General features: G+C 70.4%; 19 protein-coding genes. 14 read left to right on the top strand and 5 right to left on the bottom strand.

Annotated features, from left to right (window positions below; genetic code table 11):
• Nucleotides 1-124: 124 nt before the first annotated feature.
• Nucleotides 125-2,026: a molecular chaperone HtpG gene (gene htpG / locus D3869_RS08550; protein WP_137139700.1), complete on the top strand. Its 1,902-nt coding sequence runs from the start codon at nt 125-127 to the stop codon at nt 2,024-2,026.
• Nucleotides 2,027-2,185: 159 nt separating this feature from the next.
• On the opposite strand, the gene D3869_RS08545 is transcribed toward htpG, so the two are convergent.
• Nucleotides 2,186-3,379: a sensor histidine kinase gene (locus D3869_RS08545; protein WP_137139699.1), complete on the bottom strand. Its 1,194-nt coding sequence runs from the start codon at nt 3,377-3,379 to the stop codon at nt 2,186-2,188.
• Between the two features lie 103 nt (nt 3,380-3,482).
• Nucleotides 3,483-4,424, bottom strand: coding sequence for a transglutaminase family protein (locus D3869_RS08540; protein WP_137139698.1), 942 nt, complete (start codon nt 4,422-4,424; stop codon nt 3,483-3,485).
• A gap of 193 nt (nt 4,425-4,617) precedes the next feature.
• Between D3869_RS08540 and D3869_RS08535 the strand changes: the two genes are divergently transcribed.
• From D3869_RS08535 to D3869_RS08520, 4 genes are all read left to right on the top strand, one after another.
• Nucleotides 4,618-5,052: a Fur family transcriptional regulator gene (locus D3869_RS08535; protein WP_035679968.1), complete on the top strand. Its 435-nt coding sequence runs from the start codon at nt 4,618-4,620 to the stop codon at nt 5,050-5,052.
• Between the two features lie 161 nt (nt 5,053-5,213).
• A complete protein-coding gene (locus D3869_RS08530) occupies nt 5,214-5,456 on the top strand; it encodes a hypothetical protein (protein ID WP_137139697.1) in 243 nt (80 codons plus the stop codon).
• 68 nt (nt 5,457-5,524) lie between these two features.
• Nucleotides 5,525-6,223, top strand: a complete 699-nt coding sequence (locus D3869_RS08525; protein WP_137139696.1) for an HAD family hydrolase — start codon at nt 5,525-5,527, stop codon at nt 6,221-6,223.
• Nucleotides 6,224-6,364: 141 nt separating this feature from the next.
• The gene (locus tag D3869_RS08520; RefSeq protein WP_137139695.1) at nt 6,365-6,763 is read left to right on the top strand and encodes a response regulator; all 399 of its coding nucleotides are present in this window, start codon (nt 6,365-6,367) and stop codon (nt 6,761-6,763) included.
• Here D3869_RS08520 and D3869_RS08515 read toward each other — a convergent pair.
• The gene (locus tag D3869_RS08515; protein ID WP_137139694.1) at nt 6,758-7,486 is read right to left on the bottom strand and encodes an SAM hydrolase/SAM-dependent halogenase family protein; all 729 of its coding nucleotides are present in this window, start codon (nt 7,484-7,486) and stop codon (nt 6,758-6,760) included. The genes D3869_RS08520 and D3869_RS08515 overlap by 6 nt on opposite strands.
• 168 nt (nt 7,487-7,654) lie before the next feature.
• Here D3869_RS08515 and D3869_RS08510 point away from each other — a divergent pair, with 168 nt between their 5' ends.
• From D3869_RS08510 to D3869_RS08490, 5 genes are read left to right on the top strand one after another with little or no spacing between them, the layout of a single operon-like run.
• The gene (locus tag D3869_RS08510) at nt 7,655-8,668 is read left to right on the top strand and encodes a metal ABC transporter solute-binding protein, Zn/Mn family (RefSeq protein WP_247895596.1); all 1,014 of its coding nucleotides are present in this window, start codon (nt 7,655-7,657) and stop codon (nt 8,666-8,668) included.
• A 22-nt stretch (nt 8,669-8,690) separates the two neighbouring features.
• Complete coding sequence (locus D3869_RS08505) at nt 8,691-9,503, top strand: metal ABC transporter ATP-binding protein (RefSeq protein ID WP_137139692.1); 813 nt, start codon at nt 8,691-8,693, stop codon at nt 9,501-9,503.
• The gene (locus D3869_RS08500) at nt 9,500-10,693 is read left to right on the top strand and encodes a metal ABC transporter permease (protein ID WP_137139691.1); all 1,194 of its coding nucleotides are present in this window, start codon (nt 9,500-9,502) and stop codon (nt 10,691-10,693) included. Before D3869_RS08505 ends, D3869_RS08500 begins: the two co-directional genes overlap by 4 nt.
• Nucleotides 10,690-11,676, top strand: a complete 987-nt coding sequence (locus tag D3869_RS08495; protein ID WP_137139690.1) for a metal ABC transporter permease — start codon at nt 10,690-10,692, stop codon at nt 11,674-11,676. Before D3869_RS08500 ends, D3869_RS08495 begins: the two co-directional genes overlap by 4 nt.
• 43 nt (nt 11,677-11,719) lie before the next feature.
• On the top strand, nt 11,720-15,091 hold the full coding sequence (locus tag D3869_RS08490; protein WP_137139689.1) for a PAS-domain containing protein: 3,372 nt from the start codon (nt 11,720-11,722) through the stop codon (nt 15,089-15,091).
• A 7-nt stretch (nt 15,092-15,098) separates the two neighbouring features.
• Here the strand turns inward: D3869_RS08490 and D3869_RS08485 are convergent, their stop codons facing one another.
• Both D3869_RS08485 and D3869_RS08480 read right to left on the bottom strand, forming a co-directional pair.
• Nucleotides 15,099-15,308: a cold-shock protein gene (locus D3869_RS08485; RefSeq protein WP_094301501.1), complete on the bottom strand. Its 210-nt coding sequence runs from the start codon at nt 15,306-15,308 to the stop codon at nt 15,099-15,101.
• A gap of 370 nt (nt 15,309-15,678) precedes the next feature.
• A complete protein-coding gene (locus tag D3869_RS08480) occupies nt 15,679-17,109 on the bottom strand; it encodes a sigma-54-dependent transcriptional regulator (protein ID WP_137139688.1) in 1,431 nt (476 codons plus the stop codon).
• A gap of 280 nt (nt 17,110-17,389) precedes the next feature.
• On the opposite strand from D3869_RS08480, the gene coaBC reads away from it, so the two are divergent.
• From coaBC to cysK, 4 genes are all read left to right on the top strand, one after another.
• Nucleotides 17,390-18,646 (top strand): bifunctional phosphopantothenoylcysteine decarboxylase/phosphopantothenate--cysteine ligase CoaBC, encoded by a 1,257-nt coding sequence (gene coaBC / locus D3869_RS08475; RefSeq protein WP_137139687.1) that lies wholly within the window; start codon nt 17,390-17,392, stop codon nt 18,644-18,646.
• Nucleotides 18,643-19,137, top strand: coding sequence for a dUTP diphosphatase (gene dut, locus D3869_RS08470; RefSeq protein WP_137139686.1), 495 nt, complete (start codon nt 18,643-18,645; stop codon nt 19,135-19,137). The genes coaBC and dut overlap by 4 nt, the downstream gene beginning before the upstream one ends.
• Nucleotides 19,137-19,592 carry an RrF2 family transcriptional regulator gene (locus tag D3869_RS08465; RefSeq protein WP_014238770.1) on the top strand — a complete coding sequence of 152 codons (456 nt, stop codon included), beginning with the start codon at nt 19,137-19,139 and terminating at the stop codon, nt 19,590-19,592. Before dut ends, D3869_RS08465 begins: the two co-directional genes overlap by 1 nt.
• Before the next feature lie 75 nt (nt 19,593-19,667).
• Nucleotides 19,668-20,627 (top strand): cysteine synthase A, encoded by a 960-nt coding sequence (gene cysK / locus D3869_RS08460; protein ID WP_035669937.1) that lies wholly within the window; start codon nt 19,668-19,670, stop codon nt 20,625-20,627.
• Nucleotides 20,628-20,772: the final 145 nt, after the last annotated feature.

Here is a 20,772-nt window from a genome sequence, read left to right as displayed (position 1 = left end):
AACGCCAGCCGATCGCTCTTGCATGGGGCGATGCGCTCGCACATATCTGCGCCGTCCTTCGGCCCCATCGGCAAGGCCACCACCAACAAGCCCACCACCAACAAAAACGATCAAGGATGACACCATGACCGAGGAACGGCTCAGCTTCCAGGCCGAGGTCAGCCGCCTGCTCGACATCGTCGCGCACTCGCTCTACAGCGAGAAGGAAGTCTTCCTGCGCGAGCTGGTCTCCAACGCCTCCGACGCCTGCGACCGGCTGCGCTACGCCGCGCTGACGCAGCCCGAACTGTCCGCCGACGACCCGAACCTGAAGGTCCGGCTGATCGTGGACAAGGAGGCGCGGACCCTCACCGTGGCCGACAACGGCATCGGCATGAACCGCGAGGATCTGGTCGAGAACCTCGGCACCATCGCGCGCTCCGGCACCGCCGCCTTCATGCGCAACCTGAAGGAGAACGCTAAGGATGGGGCGAAGGAGGGCGACGCCAAGAAAGACGTCAACCTGATCGGCCAGTTCGGCGTCGGCTTCTATTCCGCCTTCATGGTCGCCGACCGGGTGGAGGTGCTGACCCGCAAGGCCGGGGAGACGCAGGGCTGGCGCTGGCTGTCGGACGGCAAGGGCGAGTTCACCATCTCCGACGTCGCCGACCTGCCGCGCGGCACGCAGATCCGGCTGCACCTGCGCGAAGGCGACGACGAGTATCTGGAGGAGCACCGCCTCTCCGCCATCGTCCGCAAATACTCCGACCACATCGCCATCCCGATCCTCTTCGGGGAGGGCGAGGACGCCAAGTCGCTGAACAGCGCGTCGGCCCTGTGGATGCGCTCCAAGAACGAGATCACGGCGGAGCAGTACACGGAGTTCTACCACCATGTCGGGCACGCCTTCGACGATCCGTGGCTGACCCTGCACTGGCGGGCGGAAGGCGCCATCGAATACACGAACCTGCTGTTCGTGCCGTCCTCCAAGCCGTTCGACCTGTTCGACCCCAAGCGCGCCCACCGGGTGAAGCTGTACGTCAAGCGCGTCTTCATCACCGATTCGGCGGAAGGGCTGCTGCCGCCCTACCTGCGCTTCCTGCGCGGCGTGGTGGACAGCGAGGACCTGCCGCTGAACATCAGCCGCGAGATGCTCCAGCACAACCCGATGCTGGCCAAGATCCGCGCCGGCATCACCCGCCGCGTCCTGTCGGAGCTGGGCAAGAAGGCCCGCGACGCCGAGAAGGCGGAGGAATACGCGGCCTTCTGGGAGAATTTCGGCGCCGTCCTCAAGGAGGGCCTCTACGACGACTACGAGCACCGGGACGATCTGCTGAAGCTGATGCGCTTCCGCAGCACCGCCGGTGACGGTCTGGTCTCGCTGGAGGAGTATCTGGGCCGCATGAAGGAGGGCCAGGAGGCCATCTTCACGATCAGCGGCGACGACATCGAGACGCTGAAGCGCAGCCCGCAGCTCGAAGGCTTCAAGGCCAAGGGCGTCGAAGTGCTTCTGCTGACCGACCCGGTGGACGAGTTCTGGGTGCCGTCGGTCGGCAGCTTCCAGGACAAGCCCTTCAAGTCGGTGACCCGCGGCGGCGCCGACCTCGGCAAGATCCAGGGCGGCGAGGAGAAGCCGGCCGAGGAGAAGGCCTCCGAAGGCGAGCTGACCGACCTGCTGGCGCTTCTGAAGCTGACGCTCCAGGACGCTGTGAAGGACGTCCGCCCGTCGGAGCGCCTGACCGACAGCGCCGTCTGCCTCGTCGCCGACGAGAACGACATGGACATGCACCTGGAGCGCCTGCTGAAGCAGCACAAGCAGCTCGGCATGGACGCCCCGGCGGCCAAGCGCATCCTGGAGGTCAACCCCGCCCACCCGCTGATCAAGCGCCTCGCCGAGCGCGCGAAGGCGAGCGGCGCGGCGACCTCGCTGGACGACGCGGCGTGGCTGCTGCTCGACCAGGCGCGCATCGTGGAAGGCGAGGCCCTGCCCGACCCCGCCGCCTTCGCCCGCCGTCTGGCGAGCGCGATGGAGAAGGGGCTGGCGTAAGGCCCCGTTGCCCCCTCCCTAACCCTCCCCCGCTCTCGGCGGACCAAAGGTCCGCCTGCCGCGTCAGCGCAAACCTTTGGTTTGCGCGAGAGCTTCGCAGGGGAGGGGACCAAATCTCCCTCCCCCGCCCAGCGGGGGAGGGCCGGGGTGGGGGCAACGCTACCCGCCCACCCGCTCCGCCGGGAAGACCAGCGTCATGGTGGTGCCGCGGTCGGGGGCGGTGTCGATGTCCAGCCTTCCCCCGTGAAGCTCCACCAGCCGCTTGGTCAAAGGCAGGCCGAGGCCGGTGCCGATGTGGTTGCGGCCCAGCGCGCTGTCGATCTGGCCCCAGGGCTCCAGCGCCTTTTCCAGCTCGTCGGCGGTCATGCCGATGCCGGTGTCGTGCACCGACAGGCGCAGCGTCCCGTCCGCCGCCACCCGGCCGTCCAGAGTGACCACACCGTCGGGCGGCGTGAACTTCACCGCATTGGACAGCAGGTTCAGCAGCATCTGCCGCAGCTTGCGCTCGTCGGCGCGCAGCGGCGGCAGATCGGGCGGCAGGTCCGTCTCGATGCCGACCCCGGCCCGCCCGGCGCGGTCGGACAGCAGGCGGGCGCTGCCCACGGCGACGCGCGGCACGTCGACCAGGGATTCGGCCAGTTCCAGCCGCCCGGCCTCGGCCTTCGACAGGTCGAGCAGGTCGTTGATCAGGTCCATCAGATGGCGGCCGCTCTCCGCGATGTCGCGGGCGTAGTCGCGGTAGAGCGGGTTGGCGATCGGCCCCAGGACCTCCTGCTCCAGCAGCTCCGCGAAGCCCATCATGGCGTTCAGCGGGGTGCGGATCTCATGGCTCATGCAGGCGAAGAAGGCGGTCTTGGCCCGGTTGGCGCGCTCGGCGGCGCGGCGGGCCTCGTCGAGCTGGCGGGTGCGCTGGATGATCTGCTCGTCCGTCCGCGCCAGCAGGTCCACCCCCGACCCGATGCCGAGGTACCGCCCCTTCTCCAGCACGACAAAGCCGGAAGCCAGCGCGCCGGGCTTGTCCTGGATGATCCGCCGCGCGATCTCGCAGAGCGGAAGGTCCGCCTCGACCAGAAGCGGCACCGGGTCCATCGCCGTCCGTGCCGGCGCCTCCGGATCGGCAATCCCCGCCAGCGCCAGACGGTCCACCAGCCCCAGAACGCGCCCGCCCTCCCCCGTCACGGCGAGCGCCGGAAGACCGGGCTGGACGGCCAGCCGGTCGCGCAGGGTGCGGCAGGGCGCGTCCGGTCCGACGGGCGGCTCACGGACGGCCAGAAGGGCCGCGACCAGGACGGGGGCGGCCTCCGTTTCCGGCGTGCCGCCGGAGGCGGGACTGGTCGGATCGGAATCGAGCACGGGGTGACGCAGCCTCGTCTGTCGGATGGGACGGTCGGTCCGGAACCGGAACAGCCCCGGACCCTCCATTCTGCCAGACGTTCGTTTGCAATTGGTTGCCGCGTCAAACGGCTCCGGCCACCGGCATCGGGTTCTGCGGAGCGTCGCCGGCGCCCGTCCCGCCGGTCGCCGTGACCTGGACATCCACCGTCATGCCGAGGAAATCCGCCGGCGCCCCGGTCCAGGAGCCGCCGAGCGGCACCGCCTGCGACGGGTCGCGGGCGACGGCGACGCGGATCAGGTTCTTGCCGCCGATGATGCCGTTGGTCGGGTCGAACTCCACCCAGCCGCAGCCCGGCAGGTAGATTTCCACCCAGGCGTGGGTCGCCCCGCCGCCGGTCATCGCCCCCTCCTGACCGTCCCGCGCGGGATCGTAGAGATAGCCGGACACGAAGCGCGCCGCGAAGCCCAGCGAGCGCACCGCCTCCATCATCAGAAGCGCGAAGTCGCGGCAGGAGCCGCTGTTCGACGCCAGCGTGTCCACCGGGCTCTGGGTGCCTTCCAGGTCGCGGGCCTGGTAGGTGAAGGTCTCCTTGATGGCCCGGGTCATCGACACCAGCATCTCCTGCGTGTCGGGCGGCCCGCCCTCGCCCAGCGTCACGAACTGCCGGGCCCATTCGTCCACCCGGTGTTCGGGGTCCGGATAGTGCCGCTGGGTGGTCAGCGCGAGATCCGGCACCTCCTCCGCCGAATAGCTGAAGGGGTAGGAACGCGCGTAGTCCTCGATCGGGAATTCCAGCTCGCCCATCGGGTAGTGATCGACCCGGATGTGGCTTTCGAAGCGCAGCTCCGTCGCCGGCTGGTCGAAGCTCGCCACCGCGATGGAGTTGCCGAAGACGTCGTGAAGCCAGCGGACGGAAGCCGGCGGTGGGCTGATCACCAGCCCCGTCTCGATCAACCGCAGATCGTGGCTGTCGCGGGGCCGGAACATCAGGCGATGGTCGCCGAAGGTCACCGGGTTGGCGTAGCGGTAGGTGGTGGTGTGGTGGATGTCCAGGGTCATCATGGCGCGCGCCCTTTCCGTAAGCCGACACCAAACGTCGGCGTTTGTGAATGGTTCCGAATCACAGTATGGTGCTGGGGCTTTTGGGTGGCCGTGCCGGGGAGGGACGGCGGCCAACGCGCGGCCGGGGCCATACGGGCCAAGCCATACGGGGCCGAACCGCGCGCGCCAATGAGACGACAACAAGGGGACTTCCATGCCTTCGCGCCTCGAACAGCTCTGCATCGAGAAAGGGCTGAAGATGACCGACCAGCGCCGCGTGATCTCGCGCGTGCTGTCGGAGGCCGCCGACCACCCCGACGTGGAGGAGGTTCACCGCCGGGCATCCACCATCGACCCGCGCATCTCCATCGCCACCGTCTACCGGACGATGCGCCTGTTCGAGGACGCGAACGTCATTGACCGGCTGGACTTCGGCGACGGCCGCGCCCGCTACGAGGAAGCCGGGTCGGAACACCATCATCACCTGATCGATCTCGAATCCGGAAAGGTGGTGGAGTTCCAAAATGAAGATCTCGAACGGCTGAAGGAAGTCATAGCCCGCGAACTGGGCTATGAACTGCTCGGCCATAGGCTCGAATTGTATGGTGTTCCGTTGCGCCGCCGCACCACCACGTCGGAGGGGGAATAACGCCCGGGCGTGCCCGTTCCTGAGTCCTTTGGACTCGTCGGGCACCATCCGGACGATAATCCCATCAATTGCGGGTTGCGCCGGGCGCGGGTCTGTCCAGAGGCGGTGCGTGGTCCTAGCTTCAGGACCGCACACGAATCATCGACGGACCGACCGCCGCCATGGACGACACGAACAACGACCCGGTTCTCGCCCGCCTCGACCGGCTGACCGACAGCGTCACCCGCCGTCTGGACAAGCTGGAGGAGCGCCTGCGCATCCTGGAGCAGGACAATGGCGAGATCATCAACCTCCTGATCGCCGTCAAGGCCGGGCTGGAGGAATGCGCCGGAGAAATCGCCGCGGGCGAGTTGCTGATCGAGGCGGAGGAGTCGGACGATTCCCCCAGCCCGTCGCTGCACTAAGGGGCGGCGGGCGGCCCACCACAACGCATTTGACTTGTGACGCGGCGCGTTCCGCCGGATAAGGGCGCATGCAGACCAGCGCCATTCCCGTTCCCGACGCCATCGCCTCCGGCCCTTCCACCGGGGGTCCCACCGCACACGGCGTCGGCCCACTGGCCTCCATCGCGCCGGGGGTGGCCTTCTTCGACTTCGACGGGACGCTGATCCACGGCGACAGCCTGCTGATGTTCATCGGCGAGGTCATCGGGCGCAACCGCGCCCGGCTGGCCTTTCTGGACGCCCTGCGCTCGGGCCTGCACCGCCACGCCCGCGGCCGCGGGCCGGGGGTGGATTTTCCAGGGTCGGTCAAGACCATCCTGCTGCGCCGGACGCTGCGCGGCGTCCCGGTGTCCGACGCGCTGGCCGCCGCGGAGCGGCTGGTCCACCGCATCCGCTGGCATGCCCCGCTGGTCGAGACCCTGAAGATGCACCGGCGCGAAGGGCGCCGCGTGGTCGTCGCCACCGGGGCGCTCGACATCTACATGCCGGCCCTGCTGCGCGGGCTGGGAGTCGACGACCTGCTCGCCACCGGGATGGAGGTGGAGGACGGCGCCCTGACCGGACGGCTGTGCACCGGCAATTGCGTGCGGCTGGACAAGCAGGAGCGGGTGCGCGGCTGGATCGCCGCCAACGGCCCCTTCGGCGAGACCTGGGGCTACGGCAACCGGCCCAGCGACCTGCCCATGCTGTCGATCGTCGACCGCCCCACCGTCGTCAAGATCCGCTGACGTCAAGGTCCCTGACACCAAGGTCCGCAGATCGGACGGCGCGTACCGCCCACGGGGATTTGCAACCGGCCCCCGCGTGGCGTAGAAAACTCTTGAGGTTCAAAGCCCCTGAGGTTCAGGGAAGCCAGTGATGAGCCCCCCATGACGACCGGCTTTTCCATTGACGCCGACATCCGCCCGCCCGGCCAGGGGGGCCGCCGCGCCGTCGTCGCCGACGACGATCCTGGCCAGCGGGACGCGCTGGCCCGCCATCTGGCGGAACGCGGCTTCGCCGTGTCCACGGTGTCCGGCGGCTTCGAGGCGCTGGGCCTGATCGGGGCCGAGGGTCCCGCCGTCGCCCTGCTGCGCCGCCACCTTCCGGAGGACGAGGGGGACCGGGCCGCGGCGCTGGCCTGCATGCTCTACCCCCACACCCGGATCATCCTGACCGCCGGCGCGCCGGACGCCCAATTGGACGCCCAGCCGGGCAACAGCCCGGTCACCGTGCTGGCCCGCCCCGTGGATCTGGCGCTGCTCGACCGCTGCCTGGACGGGCTATAGGACGACCTCCACCGGCGTCCCCACCGCCAGCCCGGCATCGCGGTCGGCGCGGCCGCTGTTGACGGCGATCTCCGCCAGACCGCTGGAGTTCGCGTACCACAGCGCCTCCCCCACCGGGACGTCGGCGAAGGTCCGGCCCCGGCGCACCGTGCGGCCGCCGGCCCGCAGCACCGCGTCCTCCGGCAGCCGGTCGGCGCGCAAGCCGGTCATGGCGTTGCCGTAGACGTCCACATAGACGATCCGCGCCAGATCGTCCGGCCAGTCGGGCCGCGCGAGGCTGGACGGATCGACGGGCTCCAGCGCGACCGGGTTGCCCATGGCGAGGCTGGCCGCCACCGGGGCGAACAGGTCCCGCCCGTGGAAGCTGGCCGACAGCCGCTCGGGCCGCCAGCCGATGCTCCAGGCGCGCACCGATTCGGCCCGACGCCGGACCAGTTCGAACAGGCCGTTGTCCGGCCCGACAAAGCGGCGCCCGTCGGCCTCCACCACCAGCGGACGGCGGTCGGTCCCGACGCCGGGGTCCACCACGCAGAGGAAGACGCTGTCCGCCGGGAATTCCGGAGCGTAGGCGGCCAGCAGATAGGCCGACAGCTGCGGGTCGAAGGCGGGTGCGTCGGCGAACAGGTCGATGACCGGCAGGCCCGGCGCCATCCGCGCCAGCACCGCCTTCATCTGCCCGGTGTAGGGGCCGGACAGCCCGAAATCCGTAAAGAGCACGATCATCCCGCCACTGTAACGCACTCCACCCCGTTCGGTAAGACACGGATCGTCAGGACCCGCCTTGCAAGCCCGGAGAGGCGCTTCATATATTCATGGAACGCAAATGCACTCCGCCCCGTTTACTTGATCCGTCCGCCCTAACCTTGCCGATCTTTGTCGAGAGCAGTGAATATGAACATATGTTCAAATACCGTCGCGACGAAGAGCCTGACGAAGTTTATCGCCATCGTGGGCTTGGCCGCCGCGCTGCTGCTGCCGGGAACCGCCAGGGCCGAGGGTGAACGGCTCCAAGGCGAGCGCCCGAACATCGTCGCCACCACCGGCATGGTCGCCGACCTCGTGCGGGCGGTGGCCGGCGACCGGGCGGAGGTGGAGGCGCTGATGGGCGAAGGCGTCGATCCGCACCTGTTCAAGCCCACCCGCTCCGACACGGTGAAGCTGCTGCGGGCCGACGCGGTGTTCATCAGCGGCCTGCATCTGGAAGGCAAGATGACCGCCGCCTTCGACCGGCTGCGCGAGTCCGGAAAGCCGGTGGTGGCGCTGGGCGACGCCGTGCCCAAGGAGCGGCTGCTCAGCCCGCCCGAGTTCGAGGGCGCCCACGACCCGCACATCTGGATGGATGTGGGCATCTGGGCGAGCACCCTGCCGGCCATCCGCGACGGTCTGGCGCGGCTCGATCCCGCGGGCGCCGAGACGTACGCCCGCAACGCCGACGCGTACGGGGCGGAGCTGGCGCGGCTCGACGCGTACGCCCGGCGCGTCCTGTCCGCCATCCCCGGCAAGGCCCGCGTTCTGGTCACCGCCCACGACGCCTTCAACTATCTGGGCCGCGCCTACGGGATCGAGGTGCGCGGCATCCAGGGGATCAGCACCGAATCGGAAGCCGGCCTGCGGATCATCGAGGAGCTGGCCGCGCTGCTGGCGGACCGCGGCGTGCCGGCGGTCTTCCCGGAAACCAGCGTGTCCGACCGCAACGTCCGCGCCCTGGTCGAAGGGGCGGGCGCGCGCGGTCACAGCGTGACGCTGGGCGGTGCCCTGTTCTCCGACGCCATGGGCGCGCCGGGCAGTTATGAGGGCACCTACATCGGCATGATCGACCACAATGTGACGACCATCGCCCGCGCGCTGGGCGGCGAGGCGCCGGCCGACGGCTTCCAGGGCAAGCTCGCCCTGGCGCAGCGCTGACGCGGCGGAGGAGGAACGGACCATGCAGTATCTCTGGCGCACCCCCGGCAGCCGCACCGCCCCCGAGGAGGCCTCGCCCATCGGGCCGCCGCCCCTGGAGATCCGCGGCCTGACCGTCGCCTACCACCGCCGGCCGGTGCTGTGGAACGTCGACTACGCCGCCCCGTCGGGCGGGCTGATCGCCGTGGTCGGGCCGAACGGGGCGGGCAAGTCGACCCTCATCAAGGCGTGCCTCGGGCTGGTCCCGAGCGTGTCGGGCACGGTGGAGGTGTTCGGGCGCCCGATCGCCAAGCAGCGCCGCCTCATCGGCTATGTGCCGCAGCGGGAGAGTGTGGACTGGGACTTCCCCGTCTCGGCGCTCGACGTGGTGGCGATGGGCCGCTACGGAAAGATCGGCTGGTTCCGTCCGGTCACCCGCGCCCACAGGGAGGCGGCGCTGCACGCGCTGGAGCGGGTGGGCATGGCCGACTTCGCCAAGCGCCAGATCGGCCAGCTGTCCGGCGGCCAGCAGCAGCGCGTCTTCCTGGCCCGCGCGCTGGCGCAGGAGGCGCAGCTCTATTTCATGGACGAGCCCTTCGCCGGGGTGGACGCCGCGACGGAGCGCGCCGTGCTCCAGGTGCTGCGCGACCTCGATGCCGCCGGGCGGACGGTGATCTGCGTCCACCACGACCTCCAGACGGTCAGCGACTATTTCGACCACGCGCTGCTGCTCAACACCCGCGTCGTCGCCCAGGGGCCGGTCGCGCGGGTGATGACCCCCGATCTGCTGTCCCGCACCTACGGCGGACGGCCCATGCCGGCCCCCGCAGCGGCAGAGGAAGCGGAGGCGTCATGATGGATGAGGCGTTGCGCATCCTGACCTTCCAGTCCGGCTTCAACAGCGCCGTGGTGGTCGCCGGGACCGCCGCGCTGGGGCTGGCCGGCGGGACGGTCGGCACCTTCCTGCTGCTGCGCCGCCGCGCGCTGGTCAGTGACGCGCTGAGCCACGCCACTTTGCCCGGCATCGCCGTCGCCTTCCTCGTCGGGGCGGCGCTCGGCCTGCCGGAACGCTCGCTGCCGCTGCTGCTGGCCGGGGCGGTGGCCAGTGGGGTGGTCGGGCTGCTGACCGTGCAGGCGCTGACCCGCTTCACCCGGCTGACCGAGGATTCGGCGATCGGCGCGGTGCTGTCGGTCTTCTTCGGGCTGGGCGTCGTGCTGCTCAGCGTCATCCAGAATCTGGAGTTGGGCGGGCAGGCCGGGCTGAAGACCTTCATCCTGGGCCAGACCGCCGCCATGGCGCAGGGCGAGGCCATCGCCATCGGCCTGCTGGCCGCCGGGGCGGCGCTGGCCGTCGCCCTGCTGTTCAAGGAATTGCGGGTGCTGGCCTTCGACCCCGGCTTCGCCGCCGTGCAGGGCTGGCCAGTGGGGGCGCTCGACCTCGTGCTGATGGGGCTGGCGACGCTGGTGACGGTGATCGGGCTCCAGACGGTGGGGCTGATCCTGGTGGTGGCCCTCCTCATCATCCCGCCCGCCGCGGCGCGCTTCTGGACCGATCGGCTGCCCGCCCTGACCGTCGCCGCGGCGGTGATCGGCGCGCTGTCCGGCTGGCTCGGCGCCACCCTGTCGGCCCTGCTGCCCAAGCTTCCGGCCGGCGCGGTCATCGTCCTGGTCGCCGGGGGCTTCTTCCTGCTGAGCTTCCTGTTCGCCCCGGCGCGCGGGCTGGTCGCCGCCGCGCTGCGCCAGGGGCGGCTGCGCCTGACCTTCGCCGAGCGGCGCGCCCTGACCGACCTTCTGGACGGCCGCCCGGTGGCGGGCGCCCCGGCGCTCTGGCTGCGCCTGCGCGGCTACGCACGGGACGGCGCCCTGACCCCCGCCGGGCAGGCGGCCGCCCGCGCGGCGGCGCGCGACCGCCGCCTGTGGGAGCGGTTCCTCGCCGACTACCCGGCCCTGCTGCCCGCCCACGCCAACTGGGGCGTCGACCCCATCGACTCGGTCCTGCCCGGCGACATGGTCCGGCTGCTGGAGGAGCGGAGCGCCCCGTCATGATGCCCGACGTCCAGGAATTCCTTCAGATCGACGCCCCCGCCCTGCTCGCCGCGGTGCTGGCCTGCGCGGCCTGTGCGCTGGTCGGCAATTTCCTGGTGCTGCGGCGCCAGGGGATGATGGGCGACGCGGTCAGCCACGCCATCCTGCCCGGCATCGTCGGCGGCTTCCTGGTCGCCGGCACGCGGGAGACGCTGCCGATGATGCTCGGCGCGCTGGCCGCCGCGGCGCTGGCCGGCCTGCTGATCGAGGCGGTGCGGCGGCTGGGCCGGCTGGAGTCCGGCGCCGCCATGGGCGTCGTCTTCACCGTGATGTTCGCCGCCGGCGTGGTGATGATCGAGCAGGCCTCGGCGGGGGGCGTCGATCTCGACGCCGACTGCGTGCTCTACGGCCAGTTGGAGACCATCCTGTGGCTGGCCCCCAAGGGCTGGCACTCGCTGACCGACCCGGCGGTGTGGGCCGCCCTGCCGCGGGAGGTGCTGACGCTGGCCGCGGTCTTCGCGCTCTGCGTCGCCCTGGTCGGGCTGTTCTACAAGGAGCTGAAGATCACCACCTTCGACCCGGCGCTGGCCTCCACGCTGGGCATCCCGGCGGGGCTGTTCCATTACGGGGTGGTGCTTCTGGTCGCCGCCACCGCGATCGCCGCCTTCGAGGCGGTGGGCTCCATCCTGGTCATCGCCATGCTGATCGCCCCGCCCGCCGCCGCCCGCCTGCTGACCGACCGGCTGGCCGCGCAGATCCTGCTCAGCGTCGCGCTGGGGGTGCTGGCGGCGCTGGCCGGTTATGGCGCGGCGGCCTTCGGGCCGATGCTGCTCGGGGCCTCCCACTCGCTGAACGCCGCGGGGATGATCGCCGTGGCGTCCGGGCTGATCCTGGCGCTGGCCGTCCTGTTCGGGCCGCGCCACGGCCTGCTTGGCCGGCGCCGCGCCGTCGACCGGCTGCGCAACACCCCTGGATTTATTGCTCCGGAGGCGCAAAAGCCGTAACGTTTTCGCCTTGTCCTATGCGGAGTCCTATGCGGAGCGCCGAATGTCGTTCCCCCACCACCGGCTGCGCCGCTGGAGCTGGCTCACCCTGGTCGCGTTCCTCCTTCTGATGGCAAGCGCGCTGCACACGCTGCAGCATCTTCTGGAGCATGGAACCGACGAGCTGATCTGGCCCTTTTTCGGAATCGGGCTGGCCGGCGCGGTGATGGGTCTGGCGGTGATGCGCGAACGGGAGGCCACCCGGCGTGCCCAGGCGGAGGCCCGCGCCGCCGACGGCCGGGCGGCCGACGCCCACCGCCGCCTGTCCGAAGCCATCGAGGTCGTCAACGAGGGCTTCGCCCTGTTCGACGCCGACGACCGGCTGGTCCAGTGCAACGCCCGTTTCCGCGAAATCTACGCCCTGCTGGGGCCTCTGGAGCCCGGCATCCCCTTCGAATCGCTGATTCGCCGCGCCGCCGCCACCGGCCATTACCCCGACTGCGGCCCCGGCGACATCGACCGCTGGGTCGAGCGGGAGATGGAGCGGCACCGCAACCCACAGGGGCCGCAAGTGCTGCGGATCGGTGACGGGCGCTGGTTCAAGATCGAGGAGCGGCGGACCAGCGACGGCGGCTATGTTGGGCTGCGCACCGACATCAGCGAGCTGAAACGGCGCGAGCAGGAGCTGGCCCACAAGTCCGACCTGCTGGAGGCCACCTTCAGCGCCATGTCGCAGGGCCTCGTGGTGTGGAGCGCGGACGGCCATTTCCTGACCTGCAACCGGCGCCTGCGCGAGATGCTCGATCTGCCGGACGACGCGCTCCATCCCGGCCTCAGCATGCCCGGCTTCCTGCGCTTCATGGCCGAGCGCGGCGAGTTCGGCTCCGGCGACACGGCGGAGATCGTCGCCCGCCACCTGACCAACCTGCGCCCCGAGGGTGTCAGCCGCATCGAGCGCACGCGCCCCGACGGCCGGGTGCTGGAGATCACCGCCGGCTTCCTGCCCGACCGCTCGGTCTTGATGACCTACACCGACATCACCGACCACCGCCGGGCGGAGCGGGCGCTGCGCGAGAGCGAGGACCGTTTCCGCAAACTGTCGGACGCCGCCATGGACGGCATCCTGGTGCACGAGCAGGGGGTGATCGCCGACGCCAACCGCGCCGCCGCCGCCATCCTGGGCTACGCGCCGGACGAGCTGACGGGGCAGTCCATCACCGCGATGATGGCGCCGGAGGATCGTGAACTCACCTGGCAGCGCATCCGCGCCCGCGACGAGACTCCCTTCGAGACCGTCTGCCTGCGCCGCAACGGTGAACGGCTGACGGTGCAGGGGGAGACCCGCTACGTCCCCTACCGCGGGCGGACCATGGCGATGGTGTCCTTCCGCGACATCACCGCCCACCGCCGCACCGAGGCGCAGCTCCGCCTCGCCAAGGAGCAGGCGGAGCTGGCGAGCCGCGCCAAGTCGGAGTTCCTGCGCACCATCAGCCACGAGATCCGCACCCCGATGAACGGCGTCCTGGGCATGCTGGGGCTGCTGCTGGACGGCCCGCTGGGGGAGGAGCAGCGCACCTACGCCCGCACCGCCCGCGAGTCGGCGGAGGCGCTGCTGTCCATGCTCAACGACATCCTGGACATCTCCAAGATGGAGGCCGGGAAGCTGACCCTGGAGTCGGGCCGCTTCTCGCCCGCCGAGGTGGTGGAGAGCGTGGCCGAGCTGCAGGCCGCCCGCGCCTTCGCCAAGGGGATCGAGCTGGCCGTCTGCATCCCCGGCGGCCTGCCGGCGACGCTGCGCGGCGACTCGGGCCGGGTGCGGCAGGTCCTGCTGAACCTCGTCGGCAACGCCGTGAAGTTCACCGACCGCGGCGGCGTCGCCGTCACCCTGTCGGAATTGGACGGCGACGGCCAAGCGCCGCCGCGCCTGCGCTTCGAGGTGGCCGACACCGGCATCGGCATTCCGCAGGACGCACAGGCCGAGCTATTCACGGAGTTCTCCCAGGTCCACCCCCGCCTGTCGCGCCGCCACGACGGCGCCGGGCTGGGGTTGGCGATCTCCAAGCGGCTGGTGGAGATGATGGGGGGGAGCATCGGGTTCGACAGCGCCGCCGGCCAGGGCAGCCGCTTCTGGTTCACCCTGCCGCTGGAGCCCGGAACGCTGCGGACCGCCGGTGCGGAGCCGCCGCCGCTCGCCGGGCACGCGGTTCTTCTTCTGGAATCCAATCCCGTCGCCCGGCGGGCTCTGGCCGAACAGCTCCGCTCCTGGGGGGCCACGGTCAGCGCGCCGGACGTGGCGGCGATGGTGGCGGGACTGGACGCCGATACCCTGCCCGCCGCCGATGCCGCGGTGATCGGCAGCGTGGAGAGCCCGGTCGCCGGCTCGCTGACCGACCGGCTGCGCGCGCGGGGCGTGGGGCGGATCGTCCGTCTCGCCCTGCCGCAACGGACCTTGGGTGGGGGTGGGGGTGGGGATGGCAACGGCGCCGACGCCACCGTGACGAAGCCGGCCCGGCCCTCCCGCCTGCTCGCCGCCATGACCGGGCGGAGCGCGGCGGAAGCGCCGCCCGCCGCGGAGCCGCGTCCACAAGGCGCGGCCGTTCCGCCCGCCGCCGGAACGGGTCGGCGGATTCTCCTGGTCGAGGACAGCCCGACCAACCAGATGGTCGCCGCCCTGCTGCTGCGCGGCGCCGGCCATCAGGTCGACATCGCCAACAACGGGCGGGAAGCGCTGGAGGCGGTGGAGGCCGCGGCGTCCGGCCCGTCGCCCTACGGGCTGGTCCTGATGGACCTCGCCATGCCGGAGATGGACGGGCTGACCGCCACCCGCCGGCTGCGCGCCCTGCCGCCGCCGGCCGGCACCGTCCCGATCATCGCGATGACCGCCGACGCCATGGACAGCGACCGCGAACGCTGTCTGGCCGCCGGGATGAACGGGCATGTCGCCAAGCCCGTCGACCGTCCGCATCTGCTGGAAACGGTGGCCCGCTGGCTGGAGGCGGCCCCGTTGGATGCCGCCGCGCCCGCCGCGCCTGCGGAGGCCACCGCGCCGATGACGGAGGGGGCGCCGGGCCGAGGCGTCCTGGACATGGAGGTGCTGCAGCAACTCGCCCGGGATCTCGACGCGGAGCTTCTGGCCGACGTCATCCGGCAGTTCGTGGAGGAGACGCTGGAGCGGGCCGAACGCATCGCCCGCGGCGGTGCGGCGGCGGCGGACGGGAACCCGGCCGATCTCGCCGGGCTGGCGAAGGAGGCCCACACGCTGAAGAGCACCGCGGGGACCTTCGGCGCCCGCGACCTGTCGGCGGCCGCCCGGGCGCTGGAGCTGGCCTGCCGGAGCAACGCGGTGAGCGAGGTGACGTCGCTGTGCCGCGACATCCCCCGCCTGACCCGGGAAGCCGTCGAGGCCTACCGGCTCCGCGGCTACGTCACGTCATGACGTCGCTTCACTCCATGACGCTGATGTTGACCGCGGCGTCCTTGCCGTTGTTGCCGCGCGCGACCTCAAACTGGACGCGCTGGCCCTCGGACAGGGCGTGAAGTCCCGACTTCTGCACGGCCGTGATGTGCACGAACACGTCCTTGGCGCCGGCTTCCGGCGCGATGAAGCCATATCCCTTGGTGGTGTTGAACCATTTGACGGTGCCGGTGGTCATAAGGCGAACTCCTGCTCCTCGGTCGGGGCCCGCCGCCGGTCCGCGCCGCGGGACGCAAGGGGCCGGCGAAGGACGATGGGCTGTGCGGCGGTCATGTGCGGCGATCCGGTGTGGCGCCACGCGGAAGCGCAAGCAAAGCAACGCGAGGGGAGGCTAGCCGGATGGCACCGGAACCGGCAAGGCGGCTTCACGACATATGCCCAATGTGGCCAAACCGGTCATTTGGAAATAAGCCGATGGCGGCAGGTCCCGGCACGGCAAGACTTTCGATGGTCTTGCGTGAATGGAACGCACACGAAGCCTATGCTTTGGCAGGACCAGCGGCGCGGGGCCGCAACAGGAGGTTTGGGAGTCCCGGAACGGCCGGGAGTCAGAGTTTTCCCTCGGCCTGCCAGGCGAGGCGCTTGCGGTAGATCGTCGAGGCGCTGATCTCCAGCAGGGCCGCGGCGCGCGGGATGTTGCCGTCGCAGGCGGCGATGGCCTCCTCGATGGCGTCGCGCTCCACCTCCCACAGCGGTTTCACCGCCTTCGGGGATGGCGCGTGGACCGTGGAGCCCGGGGCGTGGCCGCCGCCATGCCCGTTTCCGCCGTTGGCGGCGGGCGGCGCGGCGGCGGCCCCCGCCGGGGTGCCGAGCGGGGCCGGCAGCATGGCCGGGGTCACCGTGTCGCCGTCGTGCAGCACCACGATGTTGCGCACCACGTTCTGCACCTGCCGGACGTTGCCCGGCCAGTGGTAGGTGCGCAGCGCCTGCTCCGCCGCCGGGGAGAAGCGGACGAAGCCCTTGCCCTCCTCCCGCGTGTAGTCGGCCAGGAACTGGCGGCAGATCTCCAGCACGTCGTCTTCCCGCTCGCGCAGCGGCGGCAGGTGGATGGGGATGACGTGCAGGCGGTAGTAGAGATCCTCGCGGAAGCGGCCCTCCTCGACCTCGCGCAGGGGGTCGCGGTTGGTCGCGCAGATGATGCGCAGATCGACCTTCTCCAGCCGGCTGCCGCCGACCGGGGTGAAGGTGCCGGTCTGGATGAAGCGCAGCAGCTTGGTCTGCAGGTCGGGCGCCAGCTCGCAGATCTCGTCGAGGAACAGGGTGCCGCCGTTGGCCCGCGCCGCCGCGCCCTCGCGGTCGGCCACCGCCCCGGTGAAGGAGCCCTTCATGTGGCCGAAGATCTCGCTCTCCATCAGGTCCTTGGGGATGGCCCCGCAGTTGATGGCGATGAAGGGCCGGTCGGCCCGCGGGCTCTGCCGGTGGATGGCCTCGGCGCAGACCTCCTTGCCGGTGCCCGACTCGCCGGTGATGAAGACCGTCGCGCGGGAGGAGGCGGCGCTGTCGATGATCCGGTAGACCGCCTGCATCGCCAGCGAGGAGCCGAGGAAGCCGTGGTAGCGGCTGCGCCCCAGGTCCTTCTCGAAGCTGTCGACGAGCTGGGCGAGGCGCAGCCGCTCCATGGCGTTGCGCACGGTGACGGTCAGCCGCTCCGCCGAGAAGGGCTTCACCAGGAAATCATAGGCGCCGTAGCGCATCGCCTCCACCGCCACCCCGACCGACCCGTGGGCGGTGATGATGATGACCGCGCAGGGCAGCGCCTGGGCGCTGATCCGCTTCAGCACCTCCATCCCGTGCATGTCGGGAAGCTGGAGGTCCAGAAGCACGATCCGCGGCACGCCGTCGGCCAGCTGCTCCAGCGCCGCGGCCCCCGTCTCCACCGTGGTGACGGCGCTGCAGTCCTTCTTCAGGAACTCCGCATAGACGCGGGCCAGCGACGGCGTGTCTTCGACGAGGAGGATTGGCGTTGAGAGGGCGGGCATGGACCGTATGGATTCGAAAGAAAATCACGGCGAAGTGGGTCGGATTGCACTGGTTATCAGCAAATCCTTAAAAATGCACTCTACGCGATGACCGGCCGTGGCCGAAAGACCTGGAATGCGGTCGCGCAACGAAATATCCCATCCGTGGTTTCACAACCCGGTCATGGATGTGCATTTCACACCGGTTTTGCTGTGAGGATGAGCGAAGGACGCTTGTACTGGACGCCATGATGGAATATCTGAATTCTACAAAATCCATAGCAAGGAGCGGCGGACCCCCGTGGCCGAAACATCCGTGCTGTCCGGCAAGCGCATCCTGCTCGTCATCGCGGGCGGCATCGCGGCCTACAAGAGCCTGGAGCTGATCCGCCGCCTGAAGGAGCGGGGCGTGCGCGTGCGCGCGGTCCTGACCCGGGCCGGGGCGCAGTTCGTCACGCCGTTGTCCGTGCAGGCGCTGACCGAGGACACGGTCTACCAGGATCTGTGGTCCCTGACCGACGAATCGGAGATGGGGCACATCCAGCTGTCGCGCGACGCCGACCTGCTGGTCGTCGCCCCGGCCACCGCCAACCTGCTGGCCCGCATGGCCGCCGGCATGGCCGACGATCTGGCCGCCACCGTGCTGCTGGCCACCGACAAGCCGGTGCTCGTCGCCCCGGCGATGAACGTCCGCATGTGGGAGCATCCGGCGACCCGCGACAATCTGGCGCTCCTGGAAAAGCGCGGCGTGCGCCGGGTCGGTCCGAACAAGGGCGAGATGGCCTGCGGCGAGTACGGATTCGGGCGCATGGCCGAGCCGATGGAGATCGTCCAGGCCATCGCCACCCATTTCGAGGAGTTGGACGCGCCCAGGCCGCTGGCCGGCAAGCGCGCCCTGGTCACCAGCGGCCCGACGGTGGAACCCATCGACCCGGTGCGCTACATCGCCAACCGCTCCTCCGGCAAGCAGGGCCACGCCATCGCCGAGGCGCTGCGCCGGCTGGGGGCGGAGGTGACGCTGGTCACCGGCCCGACCCGCCTGCCCGACCCGCCCGGCTGCACCGTGCGCCCCATCGAGACGGCGCGGGAGATGCTGGCGGCCTGCGAGTCGGCCCTGCCCGCGGACATCGCGGTCTGCGCCGCCGCCGTCGCCGACTGGCGCGTGGCCGGTGAATCGGACCGCAAGCTGAAGAAGGACGGCGGCGGTCCGCCGAGTCTGGCCCTGACCGAGAATCCCGACATCCTGGCGACCCTGTCCCAGGCCGGGCCGCGCCGCCCGGCGCTGGTCGTCGGCTTCGCCGCGGAAACCGGAAACGTGGTGGAGTATGCGACCGCCAAGCGCGCGCGCAAGGGCTGCGACTGGATCGTCGCCAACGACGTGTCGCCGGGCACCACGACCTTCGGCGGGTCCGACAACACCGTCCATCTGATCCGCGCCGACGGCACCGAAGACTGGCCCACCATGGGCAAGGACGCCGTGGCCGCCCGCCTGGCCGAGGCCATCGCCCGGCATTTCAATCCGCCTTCCCCCCCTGCCCCCCAGGAGACCATTCCGTGAGCGCAACGGCATCCGCCATTCCCGTTCCCATCGTCCGGCTCGCCCACGCCGCGGGGCTGGACCTGCCGGCCTACGCAACGGAACACGCGGCGGGCATGGACCTGCTGGCCGCGCTGGCGGAGCCGGTCGTCCTGGAACCGGGCCGCCGCGCGCTGATCCCCACGGGCGTCGCCTTCGCCCTGCCCGACGGCTACGAGGCGCAGGTGCGCCCGCGCTCCGGCCTGGCGCTGAAGCACGGGGTCACGGTGCTGAACAGCCCGGGCACCATCGACGCCGACTACCGCGGCGAGGTCGGGGTGATCCTGATCAACCACGGCGACCAGCCCTTCACGGTGGAGCGCGGTCAGCGCATCGCCCAGCTGGTGATCGCCCGCTACGAGCGCGCCGCTTGGGCCGAGTCGGCCGCGCTTCCCGACAGCGCCCGCGGCACCGGGGGCTTCGGTTCCACCGGCCAGTTCACCCAGTCCTCCCCCGCGCAGGAGTCGCACTGATGCTCCGCATCTCCAAGAAGCTGATGTTCGCGATCGAGGCAGTGCTGGACATCGCCTACAACGCCGGCACCGAACCCGTTCAGTCCGGCGAGATCACCCGCCGCCAGGGCATTCCCAAGCGCTATCTGGAGCAGGTTCTCCAGCAGCTCGTCCGCGACGGCGTCCTGGCCGGCGTGCGCGGGCCGCGCGGCGGCTACCGGCTGGCCCGCGAGCGCCGGCGGATCACGCTGGGCGAGATCGTCAAGGTCGTCCGCTCCATGGAGACCGCGACCGACCCCATCGAGGAGCCGGCCGGCTCCATCCTGGGGCACAAGGTGGTGCGCCCGCTGTGGAACGAGCTTCAGGAGGAATGCATGAAGAAGCTCGACGACATCACCATCGAGGATCTCTGCCTGCGCGCCCGCACCGCCGGCGTCGAGAGCGAGACCGAAGACCGCATCGATTTTACGATTTAATCCCACCCGGAAAACGGTTAAATTCTACACATGATGTAGAAAGTGGGAAAATACCACACACCGGAGGAGTGAAAAATGCCGGGTTCCGAGTTTCGCGGTAAGATCTACGACAGCATTCTCGACACCGTCGGCGCCACGCCGCTGGTGCGGGTCAACCGGCTGGCCGAGGACGCCGGGGCCAAGGCCCAGATCGTCGGCAAGCTTGAGTTCTTCAACCCGCTGGCCAGCGTGAAGGACCGCATCGGCTTCGCGATGATCGACGCGGCGGAGCGCGCCGGCACCATCGAGCCCGGCCGCACCACCCTGGTCGAGCCGACGTCGGGCAACACCGGCATCGCGCTGGCCTTCGTCGCCGCCGCCAAGGGCTACCGGCTGATCCTGACCATGCCGGAAAGCATGTCGGTCGAGCGCCGCAAGATGCTGAAGCTGCTGGGCGCCGAGCTGGTGCTGACCCCGGCGGCGGAGGGCATGAAGGGCGCCATCCGCCGGGCCGACGAGATCGTCGCCACCGATCCGAACGCCTACATGCTCCAGCAGTTCAAGAACGCCGCCAACCCGGAGATCCACCGCAACACCACGGCGGAGGAGATCTGGAAGGACACCGATGGCAAGGCCGACTTCCTGATTTCCGGCGTCGGCACCGGCGGCACGCTGACCGGCGTGTCGGAGGTCCTGAAGGCCCGCAAGCCCGGCTTCCGCACCATCGCGGTGGAGCCGGAGGACAGCCCCGTCCTGTCCGGCGGCATGCCCGGCCCGCACAAGATCCAGGGCATCGGCGCCGGCTTCGTGCCGGACGTCCTGAAGAAGGACCTGATCGACGAGGTCGTCCGCATCTCCAACCAGCGCGCCTTCGAGACGGCCCGCAAGGTGGCGAAGCTGGAAGGCATCCCGGTCGGCATCTCCTCGGGTGCCGCGCTGGCCGCAGCGCTGGAGATCGGCTCCCGCCCGGAGAACGAGGGCAAGCTGATCGTCGTGATCCTGCCGTCCTTCGCCGAGCGCTACCTCTCCACCGCCCTGTTCGAAGGGCTGGAGTAACACCGGCGTTCCCCCTCCCGCGTCCGTTCACCGGCGCGGGAGGGCGTGTCCCGGGCGCTGTCCCGCGCAACCGGGCGGCGAATATTGCACCGTCGCGCATCCTGCTGTAGAGTGGGACCTGTCTAGTCTTTGTGCCCGGCCCGCG

The organism is Azospirillum brasilense (assembly GCF_005222205.1).
Lineage (GTDB): Bacteria > Pseudomonadota > Alphaproteobacteria > Azospirillales > Azospirillaceae > Azospirillum > Azospirillum brasilense_G.
Note: the sequence above shows the minus strand (reverse complement) of the source record. Positions and strands in the feature narration are given on the sequence as shown.

Bases quoted from the DNA above. Each gene is read 5' to 3' on its own strand.
- htpG (WP_137139700.1), top strand. From the start codon at position 125: ATGACCGAGGAACGGCTCAGCTTCCAGGCCGAGGTCAGCCGCCTGCTC.
- D3869_RS08515 (WP_137139694.1), bottom strand. From the start codon at position 7,486: ATGATCGTGCTCTTTACGGATTTCGGGCTGTCCGGCCCCTACACCGGG.
- D3869_RS08490 (WP_137139689.1), top strand. From the start codon at position 11,720: ATGTCGTTCCCCCACCACCGGCTGCGCCGCTGGAGCTGGCTCACCCTG.
- D3869_RS08505 (WP_137139692.1), top strand. From the start codon at position 8,691: ATGCAGTATCTCTGGCGCACCCCCGGCAGCCGCACCGCCCCCGAGGAG.
- D3869_RS08500 (WP_137139691.1), top strand. From the start codon at position 9,500: ATGATGGATGAGGCGTTGCGCATCCTGACCTTCCAGTCCGGCTTCAAC.
- D3869_RS08485 (WP_094301501.1), bottom strand. From the start codon at position 15,308: ATGACCACCGGCACCGTCAAATGGTTCAACACCACCAAGGGATATGGC.
- D3869_RS08465 (WP_014238770.1), top strand. From the start codon at position 19,137: ATGCTCCGCATCTCCAAGAAGCTGATGTTCGCGATCGAGGCAGTGCTG.
- D3869_RS08520 (WP_137139695.1), top strand. From the start codon at position 6,365: ATGACGACCGGCTTTTCCATTGACGCCGACATCCGCCCGCCCGGCCAG.
- D3869_RS08525 (WP_137139696.1), top strand. From the start codon at position 5,525: ATGCAGACCAGCGCCATTCCCGTTCCCGACGCCATCGCCTCCGGCCCT.
- D3869_RS08540 (WP_137139698.1), bottom strand. From the start codon at position 4,424: ATGATGACCCTGGACATCCACCACACCACCACCTACCGCTACGCCAAC.
- D3869_RS08535 (WP_035679968.1), top strand. From the start codon at position 4,618: ATGCCTTCGCGCCTCGAACAGCTCTGCATCGAGAAAGGGCTGAAGATG.
- D3869_RS08495 (WP_137139690.1), top strand. From the start codon at position 10,690: ATGATGCCCGACGTCCAGGAATTCCTTCAGATCGACGCCCCCGCCCTG.
- D3869_RS08530 (WP_137139697.1), top strand. From the start codon at position 5,214: ATGGACGACACGAACAACGACCCGGTTCTCGCCCGCCTCGACCGGCTG.
- D3869_RS08510 (WP_247895596.1), top strand. From the start codon at position 7,655: ATGAACATATGTTCAAATACCGTCGCGACGAAGAGCCTGACGAAGTTT.
- D3869_RS08480 (WP_137139688.1), bottom strand. From the start codon at position 17,109: ATGCCCGCCCTCTCAACGCCAATCCTCCTCGTCGAAGACACGCCGTCG.
- cysK (WP_035669937.1), top strand. From the start codon at position 19,668: ATGCCGGGTTCCGAGTTTCGCGGTAAGATCTACGACAGCATTCTCGAC.